16 protein-coding genes are annotated in these 17070 nt (G+C 67.4%); 9 read left to right on the top strand and 7 right to left on the bottom strand.

Translation table 11 applies throughout. The features are described 5' to 3' along the window. Positions 1–441, bottom strand: coding sequence for an SRPBCC family protein (locus QNM97_RS22425; RefSeq protein ID WP_283820388.1), 441 nt, complete (start codon positions 439–441; stop codon positions 1–3). A 133-nt stretch (positions 442–574) separates the two neighbouring features. Between QNM97_RS22425 and QNM97_RS22420 the strand changes: the two genes are divergently transcribed. Then, complete coding sequence (locus QNM97_RS22420) at positions 575–1474, top strand: cutinase family protein (RefSeq protein ID WP_283820387.1); 900 nt, start codon at positions 575–577, stop codon at positions 1472–1474. 172 nt (positions 1475–1646) lie between these two features. Next, a complete protein-coding gene (locus QNM97_RS22415; protein WP_283820386.1) occupies positions 1647–1796 on the top strand; it encodes a hypothetical protein in 150 nt (49 codons plus the stop codon). A gap of 57 nt (positions 1797–1853) precedes the next feature. On the opposite strand, the gene QNM97_RS22410 is transcribed toward QNM97_RS22415, so the two are convergent. After that, positions 1854–2066, bottom strand: a complete 213-nt coding sequence (locus QNM97_RS22410; protein ID WP_283823289.1) for an RNA-binding S4 domain-containing protein — start codon at positions 2064–2066, stop codon at positions 1854–1856. A gap of 64 nt (positions 2067–2130) precedes the next feature. Here QNM97_RS22410 and lysX point away from each other — a divergent pair, with 64 nt between their 5' ends. The 4 genes from lysX (at position 2131) to QNM97_RS22390 (ending at position 9180) form a co-directional block, all read left to right on the top strand. Continuing rightward, positions 2131–5532 (top strand): bifunctional lysylphosphatidylglycerol synthetase/lysine--tRNA ligase LysX, encoded by a 3402-nt coding sequence (lysX, locus tag QNM97_RS22405; RefSeq protein WP_283820385.1) that lies wholly within the window; start codon positions 2131–2133, stop codon positions 5530–5532. A 252-nt stretch (positions 5533–5784) separates the two neighbouring features. Continuing rightward, positions 5785–6282, top strand: a complete 498-nt coding sequence (gene rraA, locus QNM97_RS22400) for a ribonuclease E activity regulator RraA (RefSeq protein ID WP_283820384.1) — start codon at positions 5785–5787, stop codon at positions 6280–6282. A 44-nt stretch (positions 6283–6326) separates the two neighbouring features. Continuing rightward, positions 6327–7880 carry a succinic semialdehyde dehydrogenase gene (locus QNM97_RS22395; protein WP_283820383.1) on the top strand — a complete coding sequence of 518 codons (1554 nt, stop codon included), beginning with the start codon at positions 6327–6329 and terminating at the stop codon, positions 7878–7880. A 106-nt stretch (positions 7881–7986) separates the two neighbouring features. After that, positions 7987–9180 (top strand): CapA family protein, encoded by a 1194-nt coding sequence (locus QNM97_RS22390; protein ID WP_349632341.1) that lies wholly within the window; start codon positions 7987–7989, stop codon positions 9178–9180. Between the two features lie 3 nt (positions 9181–9183). Here QNM97_RS22390 and QNM97_RS22385 read toward each other — a convergent pair whose 3' ends face one another. Further along, positions 9184–9687, bottom strand: coding sequence for an Rv1733c family protein (locus tag QNM97_RS22385; RefSeq protein WP_283820381.1), 504 nt, complete (start codon positions 9685–9687; stop codon positions 9184–9186). Between the two features lie 366 nt (positions 9688–10053). On the opposite strand from QNM97_RS22385, the gene QNM97_RS22380 reads away from it, so the two are divergent. Then, the gene (locus QNM97_RS22380; RefSeq protein ID WP_283820380.1) at positions 10054–12141 is read left to right on the top strand and encodes an ArnT family glycosyltransferase; all 2088 of its coding nucleotides are present in this window, start codon (positions 10054–10056) and stop codon (positions 12139–12141) included. Between the two features lie 62 nt (positions 12142–12203). On the opposite strand, the gene QNM97_RS22375 is transcribed toward QNM97_RS22380, so the two are convergent. Further along, positions 12204–12662 carry a DUF3224 domain-containing protein gene (locus tag QNM97_RS22375; RefSeq protein ID WP_123930656.1) on the bottom strand — a complete coding sequence of 153 codons (459 nt, stop codon included), beginning with the start codon at positions 12660–12662 and terminating at the stop codon, positions 12204–12206. A gap of 70 nt (positions 12663–12732) precedes the next feature. Between QNM97_RS22375 and QNM97_RS22370 the strand changes: the two genes are divergently transcribed. Both QNM97_RS22370 and QNM97_RS22365 read left to right on the top strand, forming a co-directional pair. Continuing rightward, entirely contained in the window at positions 12733–13578 is an 846-nt protein-coding gene (locus tag QNM97_RS22370; RefSeq protein ID WP_123930659.1) for a helix-turn-helix domain-containing protein, read from the top strand. 82 nt (positions 13579–13660) lie between these two features. Then, positions 13661–14533 (top strand): alpha/beta fold hydrolase, encoded by an 873-nt coding sequence (locus QNM97_RS22365; RefSeq protein WP_283820379.1) that lies wholly within the window; start codon positions 13661–13663, stop codon positions 14531–14533. Between the two features lie 388 nt (positions 14534–14921). Here QNM97_RS22365 and QNM97_RS22360 read toward each other — a convergent pair whose 3' ends face one another. The 3 genes from QNM97_RS22360 to QNM97_RS22350 form a co-directional block, all read right to left on the bottom strand. Continuing rightward, the gene (locus QNM97_RS22360) at positions 14922–15395 is read right to left on the bottom strand and encodes a hypothetical protein (RefSeq protein ID WP_283820378.1); all 474 of its coding nucleotides are present in this window, start codon (positions 15393–15395) and stop codon (positions 14922–14924) included. Positions 15396–15400: 5 nt separating this feature from the next. Further along, positions 15401–16144, bottom strand: coding sequence for a hypothetical protein (locus tag QNM97_RS22355; protein ID WP_283820377.1), 744 nt, complete (start codon positions 16142–16144; stop codon positions 15401–15403). Positions 16145–16274: 130 nt separating this feature from the next. Further along, positions 16275–16988 (bottom strand): DUF6474 family protein, encoded by a 714-nt coding sequence (locus tag QNM97_RS22350; protein ID WP_283820376.1) that lies wholly within the window; start codon positions 16986–16988, stop codon positions 16275–16277. Positions 16989–17070: the final 82 nt, after the last annotated feature.

Below are 17070 nucleotides of genomic sequence, written 5' to 3'. Positions count from 1 at the left end.
TCAGTTCGACCGGCCCTCGAGGGCCTTGGTCATCTCCTTGGGCACCGAGTCGGCGAGGCGGTTGAAGATGACCCCGAAGATCGGTTCGGCGATGGCGCCGAATCGCTGGAAATCGACGGTCGCCGCATAGGTGATCGAGGTGCGGCCGTTCCCGGCGTCGGTGAACGAGAGGTCGTCGGTCGTCGTGGCGGTTTTGTTGGAACCGGTGAACACGACGTGGTCGGGGTCGTCGCGGGTGAGTTCGTAGGTGAGCTCGGTGGAGATGCCGTACAGCTTGGTCTTGTTGTGCCAGCTGGTGCCGAGACCGATTGGGCCCCGGGTGTTTTGCGTGCATTCGACGGTTCCCGGATCCCATTGCTCCGCGTTGGCGAAGTCGCGGAGATAGGTGACGACCTCGTCGCGGGGACGGTCGACGGTGAAGGTGCGCGAGACGTTGACCACAGCATGGCTCCTTTGTCCGATAAGCGGTGTCGTTCACCGGTATTTCGTCGCCGAAGGGTTTGCGGACCGTCTCCCCGGTCCTAAACTCGTTCGGGTATTGGTCGGTGGTCGCGGGTCTGCGGGGACCCGGCCGATGGCCGCGATTGAAGGGGAGGCGCTCGTGCGCAAGCTGTTCGTGATGGTCCTGACCCTGCTCATCGCTGCGATCGGCGCGGTCGCGGCGGGTGGCACGGCGCACGCCGCCGACTGCCCGCGGCTCTATGTCATCGCGGTACCGGGCACGTGGGCCGACGGACCCGGACTGCTCGGCGACGTGACCTCCGGTCTCGGCGCCGACACCCAGGTCGCCTACGTCCGCTACGACGCGACCGCATTCCCCTGGGAGAAGGCGATCTACGGCAAGTCCAAGGCGCAGGCGGTCTCGAACGTCACCGGCCTCGCGGTCACCATGCTGCGACGCTGCCCGGCCACCAAGATCGCGCTGACCGGCTACAGCCAGGGCGCCGACGCCGCAGGTGACTTCGCCTCCGAGGTCGGCGCGGGCACCGAGCGGGTGCGTCCACAGCAGGTCGCCGGGGTGGTGCTCCTCGCCGATCCGCGTCGTTCGTCGAAGGATCCGCTGGTGGGACCCCCGCTCACCGGCCAGGGCAGTGGCGGACCCCGCATCGGCGGCATGGGATGGCTGACGCCGGTCACCCGCCAGATCTGCGTGCCGAGCGATCTCTACTGCAACACCCCGCGTGACTACTACGTCACGCGCGTCGTCGGCTACCTCGCCGAGACGAGTGATCCGACGCCCAGCCAGTACGGGCAGTACCAGCTCGAGGCGGCGGCGATCGTCAACGAGATGCTCACCCAGGGTGGCCCCGGGCGGATCGTGCAGGAGCTGAGCAACGCGCGGGCGCGAGAACAGATCATCGAGTTCAACAAGTTCATCCAGTCGGGATCGCACGGCGACTACGCGACGTTCCAGGTCAAGCCGGGAGTGACGGCTGTGCAGTGGGCGCACGACTACCTCGCCGGACTGGCGTGATCTTCGCCACGTCGTGATTTCCCGCAGGTCACCGGGTCGCGCGTCGCTACCAGGGCGGTAACGATTTCCGTGTCATCATCGACGTACACGGGTGTGGTTGCGAGTGGGAAAACCGCCGCTACAGTAAGACGAAGTCAGTATCCGTTGTATTGATTCAGGGAAGCGTTGAGTCATGAAGTTGGCTGAGACACTCCACGGACCCCGTCGACCCGCCCGGCTCGGGGCGCTGTCCATCCGACGGCCCCGCCGTCAGGCACGAATGTTCCCGGCCGAGGCCGAACGGCTGATCACCGCTGCCGAGCTCCGTCGACTCCACGGCTGAATCGACTCCACGGTTGAGCCGGAGCCGGCCGCTGCCGTTGGGCCCGGTCGGTGGGACTCATCCGGACGAGACACGCGCGGACTGCCCGCCCAATTCGACGACGTCGCCGACCACGAGCTGACGGCCGCGTCGGGTCTCCACGTCGCCGTTGACGCAGACCAATCCGTCGGCGATGACCTCCTTCGCCTCCGCGCCGGAGTCGATGAGGTTGGCCAGTTTCAGGAACTGGCCGAGCCGGATGACCTGATCACTGATCGCAACGTCGAACACACCGCCATCCTGGCAGACGGCAAGCGTTCCCGGCGAGCCGAACCGCGCACTAAGGTTGTCTGTCATGGCGGTCGAGACCGGAGTGCAGCAGGCCCCCGACGACGAGAAGCAGCACGGATCGGTGCCGCCGGATCGGAAAGCGGCCGAACGCCGTTCGGCGGATCTGCTCGACCAGATCCGGCATCCCCGGGGTTTCGGGCACAACGCGCCACGGATCGCCGGCACCGTCGTGGGTGTCATGGCGGCAATTGCGTTGGCGTCGAGCATCTTTCCGTTCTTCCGGCACTGGATTCACGTACCTCGCGACTATGTCGACAACTACATCGTCGCGATGCCCGAGACGAGCTTCGCGTGGGCCTATGTGCTGGCGTTGGTGGCGATCGCGCTCGCCGCCCGCAAACGCATCGCCTGGTGGATCTGCGTCATCCTGTTGGTGCTGTTCATGCTCACCAACGCACTGCTGCTGATCCCGGCGATCGGCTCTGATCTGGACATGACCCGCACCGAGCGGATCAACACCGGGGTCGGGCTGGCGATACAGGTGGCCATCCTGTTCTTCCTGGTTCTCACGTTCCGGCAGTTCTACACACGGGTCCGCCGCGCCGCGTTGCTCCGGGCGCTCGGTGTGCTGATCACCGGGCTGGTGGTCGCCACCATGCTGGGCTGGGGTCTGGTGGTACTGGTGCCCGGCAGCCTGGAGTCGGGGGAGCGTCTGCCGTATGCGTTCAACCGCGTCGTCGCCTTCGCGACCATCGATCAGCGCACCTTCGACGGCCACCACACCCACCCGTGGATCAACGGGTTGCTGGGACTGTTCGGGGCTCTCGCCCTGATCGCCGCCGCGATCGTGCTGTTCCGGTCGCAGCGGCTCAAATCGCTGATGACCGCGGAGGACGAACGACTGATCCGCGCGCTCATCGACCGGTTCGGCGATGACGATTCGCTGGCCTACTTCTCCACCCGCCGCGACAAGGCCGTGGTGTTCTCGCTCGACGGTCGGGCGGCGATCACCTATCGCGTCGAACTCGGGGTCGGACTGGCCGGCGGTGATCCGATCGGCGACCCGGGCTCGTGGTCGGGGGCGATCGCGGAGTTCCTGACGCTGTGCGAGCGGTACGGCTGGCATCCGGCGGCGATGGGAGCCAGTGAGCGCGGCGCCGAGGCGTACGACGCGGCGGGTTTCGGCACGCTCAACATCGGTGACGAGGCGATCATCCACACCCGCGACTTCACGTTGTCGGGACCGGCGATGAAGAGCGTGCGCCAGGCGGTCACCCGTAACCGGCGGGCCGGGGTCACGGTACGAATCCGGCGGCACAGCGAATTGTCGGACGCGCAGATGGCCGAGGCCGTCGCCCGCGCCGACGCGTGGCGCGACACCGACGAGGAACGCGGCTTCGCGATGGCGCTTTCGCGACTCGGTGACCCCGCCGATGGCAACTGCCTGCTCGTCGAGGCGATCCAGAACGAGGGCACCGACGACGAGAAGGTCATCGGCCTGCTGTCCTTCGTCCCATGGGGGCGGCGGGGGGTGTCGCTCGACCTGATGCGCCGCGACCGCAACGGCGTCAACGGCGTGGTGGAGACGATGGTCGTCGAGCTGTGCCAGCGTGCCGAACAGGTCGGCGTCACCGACATCTCCCTGAATTTCGCCACCTTCCGCGCCTTCTTCGAGCACGGCGGGCAGATCGGCGCCGGCCCGGTGATGCGGGCGAGTTACTCGGCGTTGATGTTCGGCTCACGGTTCTTCCAGATGGAGTCGCTCTACCGCTCCAACGCGAAGTACCTGCCGGATTGGCAGCCGCGATACCTGTGCTTCGAGGACGCCCGCATGCTCCCGCGCGCGGGGCTGGCGAGCATCGTCACCGAGGGCTTCGTGCGCCTACCGCGCTTCGGCCGCAAGGAACAGTACGAAGCCGGCGAGCCGTCGGTGCCGCCGGGAATCGACGTCGATGCGCTCGTCGCGCAGTTCGCCGACGAGGCCGATCAACAGGCGGTCACCGTGCATCGGCCCGAGCAGGTCCGGGTGCGGATGGCCAAGCTCGAACGGCTCGTCGCCGAGGGCTTCGACCCGTACCCGCCGGCCGACGCGCCCACCCACACCATCGCCGCGGCCCGGGAACTGCCGCAGGGCACCCAGGTCACCATCGCCGGCCGGATCACCCGGTTGCGCGACTTCGGCAAGGTGATCTTCGCCGACCTCCACGATTGGTCGGGGCAGGTGCAGCTGCTCATCGAGGATTCCCGGATCATTCCGGGAACACCGGATTTCGGCTCCGACGTGGACCTCGGTGATCTCGTCGAGGTGCGTGGCATGCTCGGCGAGAGCCGCAAGGGCGAACTGTCGGTGCTGATCGACGCGTGGCGGATCAACGGCAAGTGCCTGCGCCCGCTGCCCGACAAGTGGGCCGGTCTGACCGACCCGGAAGCCCGTGTGCGCCAACGCTATCTGGATCTGGCGACCAACGCCCGCAGCCGGGACCTGCTCAAGACCCGCAGCGTCGTCGTCAAGGCGCTGCGTGACTTCCTCGCCGCACGCGACTTCCTGGAGGTGGAGACGCCGATCCTGCAGCGAATCCACGGCGGCGCCAACGCCACCCCGTTCCAGACGCACATCAACGCCTACAACCTCGACCTGTATCTGCGTATCGCACCCGAGCTGTATCTCAAGCGACTCTGCGTCGGTGGGGTGGAGAAGGTCTACGAGATCGGGCGGAACTTCCGCAACGAAGGCGTCGACTTCAGCCACAATCCCGAGTTCACCAGCCTCGAAGCCTATGAGGCGCACAGTGATTACCTGAAGATGCTCGATCTGACCCGGGAGATGATCCAGTTCGCCGCGACCGCGGCGCACGGTGAGCCGGTGATCTACCGGACCGGTGACGACGGCACCGTCGAGCGCATCGACATCTCCGGCGACTGGCCGGTCAAGACCGTGCACGAGGTGGTCTCCGAGGGTGCCGGTGAGGAGATCACACCGGAGACCAGCGCCGAGGACCTGCGTCGGATCTGTGATCGGCTGGAGATCGCTCACCGCCCCGACTGGGATGCAGGGGCACTGGTGCTCGAACTGTACGAGCACCTTGGTGAGGACCGCACGACGTTCCCGACGTTCTACATCGACTTCCCCACCTCGACCTCGCCGCTGACGCGTGCGCACCGCAGCCGTGCGGGCGTCGCCGAACGCTGGGATCTCGTGGCCTGGGGCGTCGAACTCGGCACCGCCTACACCGAGCTCACCGATCCGGTCGAACAACGCAAACGGCTGACGGCGCAATCGATCCTGGCCGCCGACGGTGATCCGGAGGCGATGGAACTCGACGAGGACTTCCTCGAGGCACTCGAATACGCGATGCCGCCCACCGGCGGACTCGGCGTCGGCGTCGACCGCGTCGTCATGCTGATCACCGGCCAGTCGATCCGCGAATCGCTGCCGTTCCCGCTGGTCAAGCCCGACGAGGGGTAATCGTCGCCGACGGCGCTCATCTCAACGCCGACGGCGCCTGTTTTGTCGCCGACAGCGCTCGTCTCAACTCCGAGAGCGCTCGCCTCAACGCCGAGAGCGCTTGAGGACGCGACGCGAAGGCGCTGTGGGCGAGGTGAAGGGCGCCGTCGGTGAGATGAAGGGCGCTGTCGGCGCCGAGACGAGCGCTGTCGGCGGGATAGAGGGCGCTGTCGGCAGAGCAGGGCTCATTACCTGTTGGTTGCGGTTACACCTATGCTGGTCGGCATGAGTGAGCTCACCTTCACCCCGACCGCCGACCTGGTCGACGAGATCGGTGCCGATGTCCGTAGCTGCGACGTCCAGTTCACCCAGTACGGCGGCGTGCGCGAGTTCGTCGGCCGCGTGAGCACCGTGCGCTGCTTCCAGGACAACGCCCTGCTCAAGTCGGTGCTCGGCGAATCCAACCCCGGTGGTGTCCTCGTCGTCGACGGTGACGCGTCGGTGCACACCGCACTGGTCGGCGACCTGATCGCCGAACTCGGCCGGTCCAACGGCTGGGCCGGCATCATCGTCAACGGCGCGATCCGCGACGCGAAAGCGATCGGCGGGATGCAGATCGGGGTGAAGGCACTGGGTACCAACCCGCGCAAGTCCACCAAGACCGGTGCAGGTGATCGCGACGTGCCCATCGACCTCGGCGGCATCACCTTCGTCCCCGGCGACACCCTCTACTCCGACGACGACGGCATCGTGCTCGTCGCCGCCGTCTGACCGTCACACCCATCTCCCGATCGCTGACGAGGAGCGCACAGATCATGGCCCGACCCACTCCCGAATACTTCGCCCGCCTCGGTGCGCTCGTCGCCATCGACAACGCCGCCGACCGGCCCACCCGCCCGGTCCTCGAGGCGTTCAGCGGTGTCGAGATGGCCACCATCCCGGTCGGGACCGCCGCCGATCTCGAGACCGCCGTCGCCCGCGCCCGCATCGCCCAGGAGGGCTGGGCCGCGCGCAGCCCGCAGGACCGCGCCAAGGTCCTCGACAAGTTCTCCGAGCTGGTGCACCGCAACGCGGCGTCGCTGATGGACATCGCGCAGGCGGAGACCGGCAAGGCGCGCGTCTACGCCCAGGAAGAGGTCATCGACGTCGCGCTGACCGCGCGGCACTACGCTACCGCGGGCCCCAAGATGCTCTCCGACCGCAAGGTCAAGGGCATCATCCCGGGCGCGACGAGTGTGCGGGTGCGCTATCAGCCCAAGGGCGTGGTCGGCGTGATCAGCCCGTGGAACTATCCGCTGACCCTCGCGGTCTCCGACGCCGTGGCCGCGCTGCTCGCCGGCAACGGTGTGGTCATCAAACCCGACAGCCAGACCCCGTACTGCGCGCTGGCCCTGGCCGAACTGCTCTACGAGGCGGGCCTACCCGCCGAGTTGTTCGCCGTCGTGCCGGGCCCGGGAAGTGTTGTCGGACAAGCGATCGTCGCCACCACCGACTACGTCATGTTCACCGGCTCGTCGTCCACCGGCGCCACGCTTGCCGAGCAGGCCGGCCGCCGTCTGATCGGCTTCTCCGCCGAACTCGGCGGCAAGAACCCGATGATCGTCACCGCGGGTGCCGACATCGACCGCGCCGTCGAGGGCGCCGCGCGTGCCTGCTACTCGAATTCCGGGCAGTTGTGCATCTCCATCGAGCGGCTCTACGTCGACGCGATCATCGCCGACGAGTTCATCGAGAAGTTCGGTGCATTCGTCCGCGGCATGCGCCTGGGCGCCACCTACGACTTCAGTGCCGACATGGGCTCGCTCGCCTCGGCCGCCCAGGTCGACACCGCCCAGGCACACGTCGACGACGCAGTGGCCAAGGGCGCCACGGTGATCGCGGGCGGCAAGCGCCGCGCCGACCTGGGACCGTTCTTCTTCGAGCCGACCGTGCTCACCGGTGTCACCGATGCGATGGAGTGCTTCGCCAACGAGACCTTCGGTCCGGTGGTGTCGGTGTACCCGGTCGACTCGATCGACGAGGCCATCAAACTCGCCAACGACACCGACTACGGACTCAACGCCAGCGTGTGGGCGGGCAGCAGTGACGAGGCCCAGCGGATCGCCGAGAAGCTGCGGGCCGGCACGGTCAACATCAACGAGGGCTATGCCGCGGCGTGGGCGTCGACGGCAGCCCCGATGGGCGGCATGGGCATCTCCGGCGTCGGACGTCGGCACGGCGAGGAGGGCTTGCTCAAATACACCGAGCCGCAGACGATCGCCGAGCAGCGGTTCATCGGCATCGATCGCGCGCCCGGGATCCCGCAGGGCCTCTACCGCGCGGCGACGCCGTTCGCGATGCGCGCGCTGAAGTATCTGCCCGGTCGCTGACCGGCGTTCTCGAGTACTCGACCACCGAGCGTTCGGCCCGTCCGGGGCCTGAAATCCCCTGATCAGCCGACACGCACACGGCGTGCCAATCCGGTTGGATGCAAGAGTGTTCTCGAGTGTGCGCCGACGTTCCGGCGTCTGGTCGGTCGTGCTGATCGGGGTCGTCGTCGGGGTGGTGGCGGCTTCGTCGGCATCGTCGACGACGGCTGCACCGGTCGCACGGGTGGTGCCCGGGCCGGTTGCCGCCCCGCCGACACCCCGTGCCCAGCAGCTCGTCCTGAGTTTCACCGGTGACAACATCCTGGGCACCGACGACAAGTTCTCCACGGCGACGTCGTTGCCGACGGTGTGGGCGGACAACGGGCGGCGGCCGGACTACTTCTTCCAGAACGTCAAAGCGCTGTTCGACGCGGACGACCTGACCGTCGCCAACTTCGAGGTGGCACTCACGCGCCGCGGCACCCAGCGCTACAAGGGGGTGGGCGAGGTCTATCACTTCCATGGCGATCCGGCGCTCGCGGCGACTCTGCCCGCGGGCGGGATCGACGTGGTGACCGTCGCCAACAATCACACCTTCGATTACGGCCAGGTCGGTTTCGACGACACGCTCGCCGCGCTCCGGGGTGTCGGTGTCGAGTACTTCGGCACCGGTGACGAGAGCGAGGGGTCGGGGTACGACCTGGACAACCTGACCATGATCAAGGGCGTGACGTTCGGCTTCGTCGGATACCAGGCGTGGACCGACAGCGCACAGATGCGTCGAAAGCTGGTGTCGGACATCAAATCCCTGCGAGCCCGCGGCGCCGACGTGGTGATCCCGTTCATGCACTGGGGCATCGAAAGCGAACACGAACCTTACGGCGTGCAGACCGAGCTCGCCCATCTCGCGATCGACGCGGGCGCCGACCTCGTCGTCGGAACCCACCCCCACGTCATCCAGTCCATGGAGATCTATCGGGGCAAGCTGATCGCGTATTCGTTCGGCAACTTCGCGTTCGGTGGCAACAGCAATCCGACCGACAAACGCACCTTCATCCTGCAAACCCGCTTCGACATGGCCGGTACCTCGGTGCGCGGCGTCGATTTCCGGGTGATCCCGACGCGGGTGTCACGCACCGAGTCCTACAACGACTACGTCCCGACGCCGTACCCGCCGGCGCAGGCGGCACAAGTCCTGGCGTTCATCAACGGGCTCTCCCCGACCCTGAACGGTCGCGCCGCCAACGCGTTCGTGCCGGTGGTCCCGAACCCCGTCCGAACGACTCCGGCACGGCCGAGCGGGGTCGACGGGCCGGGCTGAGGTTCAGCGCGACGCCCAGCCGTTGGCGTTGCCCGCCTGCGACCACTCGCGGTCCCACAGGACGTCATGGACGCGTGCGACCCGGCGTCGGACCATGGTGACGCCACTCAGTACCAGCGCGAACATCGCACACCACGCCAGCACACCCACCCACACCGCGCCCAGAACGCGTTCGGTGGGGCCGGGGTGATCCTGGAGCCGGGTGCCGTCCGGAGTGGTCCACGCCGGGGTGGTGGAGCCGTCCTTGGTGCCGCGGGGCACCGACGTCGAATCGGTGTGCACGCCCGAAGAAGTGCGCCACGAGACGGTGGCGGTGGTCTCGACGGCGGTCGGATCGGAGTCGGAGACGCTGACGACCGTGGCGGAGATGGGGATCGCGGCGTCGGCGCGGTCGGTGACCGAACGATAGGTGGCATCGGCCGCCCACACGCTCAGCGGGATCGCCAGGAGAAGGATCACGACGGACGTGACGACCGCGGCGGCGATCATCCGATCGCCGCGCCGCATCAACGGATTGTGGGACCACGGTAGATACGCGGCCCCCCGCCGATACGACATCCGGTTGTCCATCATTACCTCGCGATCGCGAACGCATTCACCTTCCACAATTCGCTTCGGTAACGGTTTTGACAAACGCGAAAGCCCAGGTAACAGGGAAGTGTGAGCAACCCAACACCGCGCACACGCTCACAGGCTTCTCCCAGTCGTCGTCCAGTCGGGCTGGAGAACCGGACATCATTCTTGAACCCGATGCAGTGCACCGCATGAACGAGGCCAGTGCACTGGCGGGGCGGATCGCCCGGCGTACGTCCACCCCGGCAACACACGCAGTGAGCAACGCCGAGACGTGAAGGTCTCGCGACAGGAGGAATGATGACCGCAATACTGGATCGGCCGAGTTCGTCGCCGCCATCCGACGACGCCGCCCCACTGAGCCAACGGCGCAGCGGGCGACCGATGCCGTGGAGCAAGCTGAGCCTGACCGGTCTGTTGACCGTCACCGGCGTTCTCTATCTGTGGAACCTCTCGGCCAGCGGCTACGCCAACACCTTCTACGCCGCGGCGGCCTGGGCGGGGTCGCAGAGCTGGCGTGCCTGGTTCTTCGGCGCGCTGGATCCGTCGAGCTTCATCACCGTCGACAAGCCGCCGGCCTCGCTGTGGGTGACCGGGTTGTCGGTGCGGATCTTCGGCATGAACTCCTGGGCGGTACTCGCCCCGCAGGCGATCATGGGCGTCGCGGCGGTCGCGTTGATGTACGCGACGATGCGCCGCGTCATCGCCGATCCCCGCCAGGGCGCCGCGGCCGGCCTCATCGCCGGCGCCGTGCTGGCGTTCACCCCGGCAGCCGCTCTGATGTTCCGCTTCAACAACCCCGACGCGCTGCTGGTGCTGTTGATGGTGGCCGCGGCCTACTGCACGGCGCGGGCGATCGCGACCAACTCGGGCCGCTGGCTGGCCCTGGTGGGCGTCGCGCTGGGCTTCGCGTTCCTCACCAAGATGATGCAGGGCCTGCTGGTGCTGCCGGCATTCGCGCTGGCCTACCTGCTGTTCGCGAACAACGGCTGGCTCAAGCGGATCGGGCAGTTGCTGCTCGCCGCGGTGGCGCTGGTGGTGTCGGCGGGCTGGTTCGTGCTGGTCACGATCCTCGTCCCGGCGAGCTCGCGGCCCTACATCGGGGGCTCCACCGACAACTCGTTCATGAATCTGGTGCTCGGATACAACGGGCTGGGTCGCATCAGTGGCGGTAACGGCCCGGGCGGCGGCGGTGGCCCCGGTGGCGGGCAGGCCGGCGGCTCCTTCGGCGGTTCGACGGGTCTGAATCGACTGTTCGGCTCGGAGATGGGCAACGAGATCTCCTGGCTGTTGCCGGTGGCGCTGTTCGTGGTGGCCTTCGGGGTGTACCTGATGATCCGCAGCTTCCCGATCTTCAACTACCGCAACGGTGTTGACCGCGTCGAGTCCGGCGCCATCGTCACCTGGGGTGGCTGGCTGCTGGTGACCGGGATGATCTTCAGCTACATGAGCGGCACCATCCACCCGTACTACACGGTGGCGCTGGCCCCTGCGATCGGCGCGCTGGTCGGTCTGGGATCGGTGTTCGCGTGGCGTCGGCGGGCGCACTGGGACGGACGCATCGCGATGGCCGCGATGATCGGACTGGCCGCGTGGTGGGCGATCGTGCTGCTCAATCGCAACGACTGGGGGCCGGTGTGGTGCCGGTGGCTAATCGGTGCGGTGGCCGTCGTCGCCGTGATCGGTGTGATCGCCGGAAGCGTGCTGGGTCTGAAGAAGGTCGTGGCCGCCTCGGTGCTGGCCGGTGCACTCGCCGGATTCGGTGGTACCGCGGCCTTTTCGATCGCGACCGCGGCCACCGCACACAGCGGGTCGATCCCGACCGCGGTGCAGACCTCCTCGGCCGGTGGCGGCATGGGCGGTCCCGGTGGCATGGGTGGCTTCGGTGGACGAGCAGGGCAGCACGGCTCGACGCAGGGGACCCAGGGGACCCCGCCGTCGGGGACGGCGTCCCAGAACGGTTCGGCCCAAAACGGTTCGGCCCAAAACGGTTCGGCCCAAAACGGTTCGGCCCAGAACGGTTCGGATCAGCAGGGTCGGCGTGGCGGTGGCATGGGCGGCTTTGGTGGCGACGTCTCGTCGAACAGCGATCTGGTCAAGCTGCTGCAGTCCACCGACACCACCTGGGCGGCGGCGACCAACGGATCGCAGTCGGCGTCGGGGATCGAGATCGCCACCGGCAAGTCGGTGATGGCCATCGGCGGCTGGAGTAACGATCCCGCGCCCACGCTCGACGAATTCAAGAAGATGGTGTCGGAGGGCAAGATCGCCTACTACATCGGCGGATCGGGCGGCGGCCCCGGCGGTAATTCGGAGATCTCGACCTGGGTGTCGCAGAACTTCACCGCGACGACCGTCGGCGGACAGACGGTGTACAAGCTGATCTGATCACCCGCCAGACCACGGCAGCCGCGACCGAATCGGTCGCGGCTGCCGTGCTGGTCACTTGCTCATTCCATCGTGTAGTGAAAGGTGATCGGGTAGCCGTCGTCGCTGTGGCCGGTCAGATCAATCTCGGCGTGTCCGCGCATGGCTGCCAGACCGCCGGTGCCGAGGCCCTCGACGATCTCGATACGCTCGTGCACGCCGGTGGCGTTGTGGAAACCGTTGTGCTGCAGCACGAGGCTGCCCTCGTGGCCATCGATGGAACCCTCGAACGCCTCGAAACCCGCACTCGGGGCGTCGGCGCCCTCGATGTAGGTGAGCAGGTAGGCGAGGGTGCTCGTGCCGGTGGCGTCGCCCTGGTAGGAGTAGGCGACGTCGGCGCGACTGAATCCCCGCGCCGGGTAGGTGACGCCGCTGATCTCGACGGTGCGGTCGTCGGTGGTGTAGATCTTCTCCTCGTTCCACGAGGTGACCTGGAATGTGGCTGTGACGGAGTGCGTCCGGGTGGTCGATGAGGTGCTCATGGCTCCAGGGTGCCGTCGGGGTGTGGGCGTGGTCTTGTACAAACGCGACATCGGTCCGACACTGATTGTGATGAGCGAGGACGGAGACAACGGCATCACCACGCAGCCCGAGCTGGGCCGTGGGCCACGGGCGATCATCGGGTCTGCCGCCGCGATGCCGTTCCGGGTCTCGCGTCTACGTGCGCCTGCCGATCTCGCCCGCTGGGTCGACTACTTCTGGATCGTGCGCTGGTCCACCACCGAAACCCATGAGCAGCAGGTCATTCCGCAACCCGTGGTGCACGTGGCCGCCGAGGACGGCAGGCTCTGGGTGCACGGGGTGGGGGAGAGCAGGTTCTCGCGGACACTCACCGGCGACGGCCAGGTGTTCGGTATCGCGTTTCGTGCCGGAGGTTTTCGGGGATTTCTCGACGGTCCGGTGAGTGCGTGGACCCGATCGGTGCGCACGGTGGCCGACGTGCTCGGCGTCGACGATCGTCAGATCGCACGGCAACTCCTGGATCCCGCCGCCGGCGACGACGAGTTGCTGACGATCGCCGCCCGGTGGCTTGCCGAGCGTGATCCCATCGACGACCCGGTGATCGACGAGGTCGCCGCGCTCGCCGAGATGGCCGAACAGGACTCGTCGATCACTCGTGCCGAGCAGCTCGCCGCGCAGGCAGGAGTCAGTCTGCGGACGTTGCAGCGGCAGTTCGGTGAGTACGTGGGCATCGGACCGAAGTGGGTCATCCAGCGGTTCCGGATGCTCGACGTCGCGGCCATCGCCAATGCGGGCGGAGACGTCGACTGGGCCGACACGGCGGTGCGCCTGGGATTCAGCGACCAATCGCATCTCACGCGCGCGTTCAGTCGCATCGTCGGGAAACCCCCGGCCACCTATGTCCGGACCGAGCGGACCGGGGGTAGTGAACGGTGAGCGGGTTCGATGAGCGCCGGACGCGCTACTGTCGATCAGTGCGCTGCCGCCGGAACGGCTTCGGCGGTCATGGACGGGAGGCATGATGACGGACGACAGCAATACCGGCGAGACCGGCCGGATCAGTGAATTCGGCAGGGACGGATATGTTTTCGACGTGATCGACTCAGGCCGTGTGGGGTCGGGGGAGGTGCCGGGCGCCGGAATCCCGATCGTGCTGTTGCACGGTTTTCCCGAACGCGCCTCGTGCTGGAACCTGGTCACCCCGATCCTGAACGAGCGCGGCTACCGCACTGTTGCCCCCGATCAGCGCGGATACTCCCCGCGGGCGCGTCCGGCCGCCGTCCGTGATTACCGGATCTCTGAGCTCGCCCGCGACGTCATCGCGCTGGCCGATGCCCTGGATGCCCCGAAAATCCATCTGGTGGGTCATGATTGGGGATCGGGAGTGGCGTGGGCCGTCGCCGCCGACCACCCCGATCGTGTCGCCACGTTGACCGCCCTCGCGGTTCCGCATCCGGGGGCCTATCTGCGAGCGATGCCGCGCGGCCAGCTGCTGCGGTCGTGGTACATGGGGGTGTTCCAGATCCCGGGATTCGCGGAATGGGCGCTGAGCAAAGGCGTGTCCAACCCGCGGGCGGTGCGATTCGGTCCGCCCGGTTTCGCCGAGCAGCTACGGACCGAGATCATCGACTACGGGGCATTGACCGGCGGACTCAACTGGTATCGCGCATTGAAGTACGGCGATCGTGGTCTGATGAACCGCAAGGTCACGGTGCCGACCACCCACATCTGGAGTGACGGCGACATCTACCTGTCCCGGGCCGGTGCCCGCGGTTGTGCCCAGATGGTGGATGCCCCTTACGATTTCATCGTCCTCGAAGGAGTCGACCACTGGATTCCGCAACGCCGCCCCGAGCAGGTGGCCGAGGCGATCCTCGCTCGCATCGCCTGAGGAACCGACACCACGCTGGTGGAACTCGCCTTCATGCGATGGTCGCGGTCGATACGAATATAACTTCCACCGGAGCGGGCTTCGGACCCCGTTTTTCGGGGGTTTCGGCTCAATTCGGTGGAAACTGTATTCGCGATCGCGGCTCGCACCTCGACCATCGGGGGGAACCTCCCATCCCGATGGTCGAGGTGTCGAGGAGTGCTAGCGACGAGCCTCGAGACCCCTTGTGCTGAAGGGATTCCGGGCCACGGGCGGCTCGCACCTCGACCATCGGGGGGAACCTCCCATCCCGATGGTCGAGGTGTCGAGGAGTGCTAGCGACGAGCCTCGAGACCCCTTGTGCCGAAGGGGTTCCGGGCCACGGGCGGCACGACACCTCGACCAAGGCTTACGCTCGGCGCAGGACCTGTCCGAGCGACCCCGTGGTGTCGGCGCGTGAGCGTTGCGAGTCCTGTAGCGCTTTCACGCCGAGATGTACGCCGGCGATGATGATCGCCAGGACGGCCATCGGCACTCCGGCGAGGGTGAGCAACAGCCAGAAGAAGGTCCAATGAGCAAGGCCGACAAAGGATACGACGAGCATGACCGGGACCACCAGCCACGACACCCAGCGCCGCATGACGATCGCCGCCACGATCGGGGGCACGGCGAGTGCCAGACCCAATTGGATCAACGGCCACGGCCCTAGTGCAGAGAAGGTCGAGTCCTCGCACGTGGCGCCGGGTCGGGTGCCCGTCTCCTCCAGTACATTGCCCTTGCCGCAACCCATGGACACGAAACCGACCGGCTGAAACGCCGCCCAGATCTCGAATGCCAGAGCACCCACCGCGAGTACGCACCACAGGCACCGAATCGCGGCCATGGTCGTCAGCTCCGCCGACGCCGAAGTACCTCGATGAGCAGGATGAGGGCGGCGAGAAGGCCGCCGCCGACGACGACCGGCACGCGGACGGGATAAGGGAGCTCCGTGGGGGCGCCGGCGCGCAACTGCGCGAACGTGGCTCGTTGGGCATCGGATTCGGCGACGACGTCGACGATTGCCGTGCTGTCGGATTCTGTGGGCGCAGGCTGCTCGGACGCCGACGGCACGGGCGGCGCAGCGGCGGGTTCGCCGGTGACCGGCTCGTCAAAGGGTAATTCGGGTTCGATGACGGCGCGGGCCGCTGTCGCTGTCGGTTCGGGTGCCGCTGTGGGTTCCGGTGCCGGGGGAACCGACTTGGGTGGGGCCTTCTTGGCCGGAGCGGTACCCGCGCTCGGTGACGGCCGCTTGGTGGGCGGCGCCTTCTTGGCCGGTGCCTTCTTCGCCGGGGCTTTCTCGGCGGCCTTCTTCGCCGGTACCTTTTTCGCAGCCTTCTTGGCCGGGGTCTTCTTCGCGGGGATTTTCTCGGCCGCAGGTTTGTCGGCTGCGGTTTCCTCGACGTCAGCGGTCTTCGGCGGAGCTTTCTTGGCGGGTGCTTTCTTCGCCGGGCTCTTCTTCGCAGGACTCTTCTTGGCGGCCTTCTTGGCCGGTGCGCTGCGACCGGCCGTGTCGGAACCCGCCTCCGGTGCACCACTCCCGGCCGTCCGCCCGTCGGACGATGGGCGCGCCTTGTTCGGATCCGGGTCGGTCATGGTGCGGTCGCTCCCTCGCGTGTCGCTGACGTGGCGAAACCAATCCTAGACACGTGCACACACCGGACACGGACACCCCGGACACAGCACGACGCCGTCACCGGGCGCCGTTACCGGGCGCCCACGTCGCTCAGGACCGGACGCCGAGCCTCGCGAGGATGTCGGCGTCGATCGCGCCGAGTTCGTCCTCGATCGCGCGGTGCGCGGTGCGTCGCTGCCCCGTGGCCATCGCCTCGGCGGCGTCCACCGCGATGGCGAGGTTGTCCAGACGCTTGCCGATCGCGTCGACAAAGGCCTTGGCGTCGGCGGTGGTGTCCTGCGCGGCCACCTTGTCCAGGGAAGTGCGGGCGGTGGCGATCCGTGCGGCGAGGCTCGCACCGTGTCCGGAGAACTGGCGCAGCACATCCGGTGCGACGCCGACCCGCTCGGCCTGCATCGACGAGAGCCGACCCCGCGCGGCCACAGCGGCGCGATACACAACCGGCGCGACGATCGGTGCGACGAGCCGTCCGACCGTCAGATAGCGACGCACGCTCGCCGGGCTGTAGGGCTTGGCATCGGCGGCAGCCTTCGCCTTCGCGGCCACCGTCTTGGCCTCGGCCTGCGCGACCTTCACCTGCGCCTTGCTCGCCTTGCGGTCGGCCTTGGCGGCTTTCTTCGCAGTCTTCTGCTCGACCTTGAGCTCTTTGCCCCGCAGCTTGTGCTCGGCCTTGCGGCGTTCCTTGGCGGCCTTGCGGCGATCCTTGGATTCGAACTTTGCCTCGAGCTTCGCCTTGGCCTTGAGTGCCTTGGCCTCGGCCCGCCGTTCGGCACGGCTTCTACCGTCGGACGAGAACACACCCATCGGGGCACCTTTCGCTGGGACTGCCGAGTCTTTGTCCACCTGTACGCGTCCACCTACACGATCGCGACATGACGCGCGCAAC

The sequence above is a fragment of the Gordonia sp. L191 genome, assembly GCF_030077625.1.
Classification (GTDB): Bacteria; Actinomycetota; Actinomycetes; order Mycobacteriales; family Mycobacteriaceae; genus Gordonia; species Gordonia polyisoprenivorans_A.
This window is presented reverse-complemented; position numbering and strand designations above follow the sequence as displayed.

Bases quoted from the DNA above. Each gene is read 5' to 3' on its own strand.
- lysX (WP_283820385.1), top strand. From the start codon at position 2,131: ATGGCGGTCGAGACCGGAGTGCAGCAGGCCCCCGACGACGAGAAGCAG.
- rraA (WP_283820384.1), top strand. From the start codon at position 5,785: ATGCTGGTCGGCATGAGTGAGCTCACCTTCACCCCGACCGCCGACCTG.
- QNM97_RS22380 (WP_283820380.1), top strand. From the start codon at position 10,054: ATGACCGCAATACTGGATCGGCCGAGTTCGTCGCCGCCATCCGACGAC.
- QNM97_RS22350 (WP_283820376.1), bottom strand. From the start codon at position 16,988: ATGGGTGTGTTCTCGTCCGACGGTAGAAGCCGTGCCGAACGGCGGGCC.
- QNM97_RS22415 (WP_283820386.1), top strand. From the start codon at position 1,647: ATGAAGTTGGCTGAGACACTCCACGGACCCCGTCGACCCGCCCGGCTC.
- QNM97_RS22395 (WP_283820383.1), top strand. From the start codon at position 6,327: ATGGCCCGACCCACTCCCGAATACTTCGCCCGCCTCGGTGCGCTCGTC.
- QNM97_RS22375 (WP_123930656.1), bottom strand. From the start codon at position 12,662: ATGAGCACCTCATCGACCACCCGGACGCACTCCGTCACAGCCACATTC.
- QNM97_RS22360 (WP_283820378.1), bottom strand. From the start codon at position 15,395: ATGGCCGCGATTCGGTGCCTGTGGTGCGTACTCGCGGTGGGTGCTCTG.
- QNM97_RS22365 (WP_283820379.1), top strand. From the start codon at position 13,661: ATGATGACGGACGACAGCAATACCGGCGAGACCGGCCGGATCAGTGAA.
- QNM97_RS22355 (WP_283820377.1), bottom strand. From the start codon at position 16,144: ATGACCGACCCGGATCCGAACAAGGCGCGCCCATCGTCCGACGGGCGG.
- QNM97_RS22385 (WP_283820381.1), bottom strand. From the start codon at position 9,687: ATGCGGCGCGGCGATCGGATGATCGCCGCCGCGGTCGTCACGTCCGTC.
- QNM97_RS22420 (WP_283820387.1), top strand. From the start codon at position 575: ATGGCCGCGATTGAAGGGGAGGCGCTCGTGCGCAAGCTGTTCGTGATG.
- QNM97_RS22370 (WP_123930659.1), top strand. From the start codon at position 12,733: ATGAGCGAGGACGGAGACAACGGCATCACCACGCAGCCCGAGCTGGGC.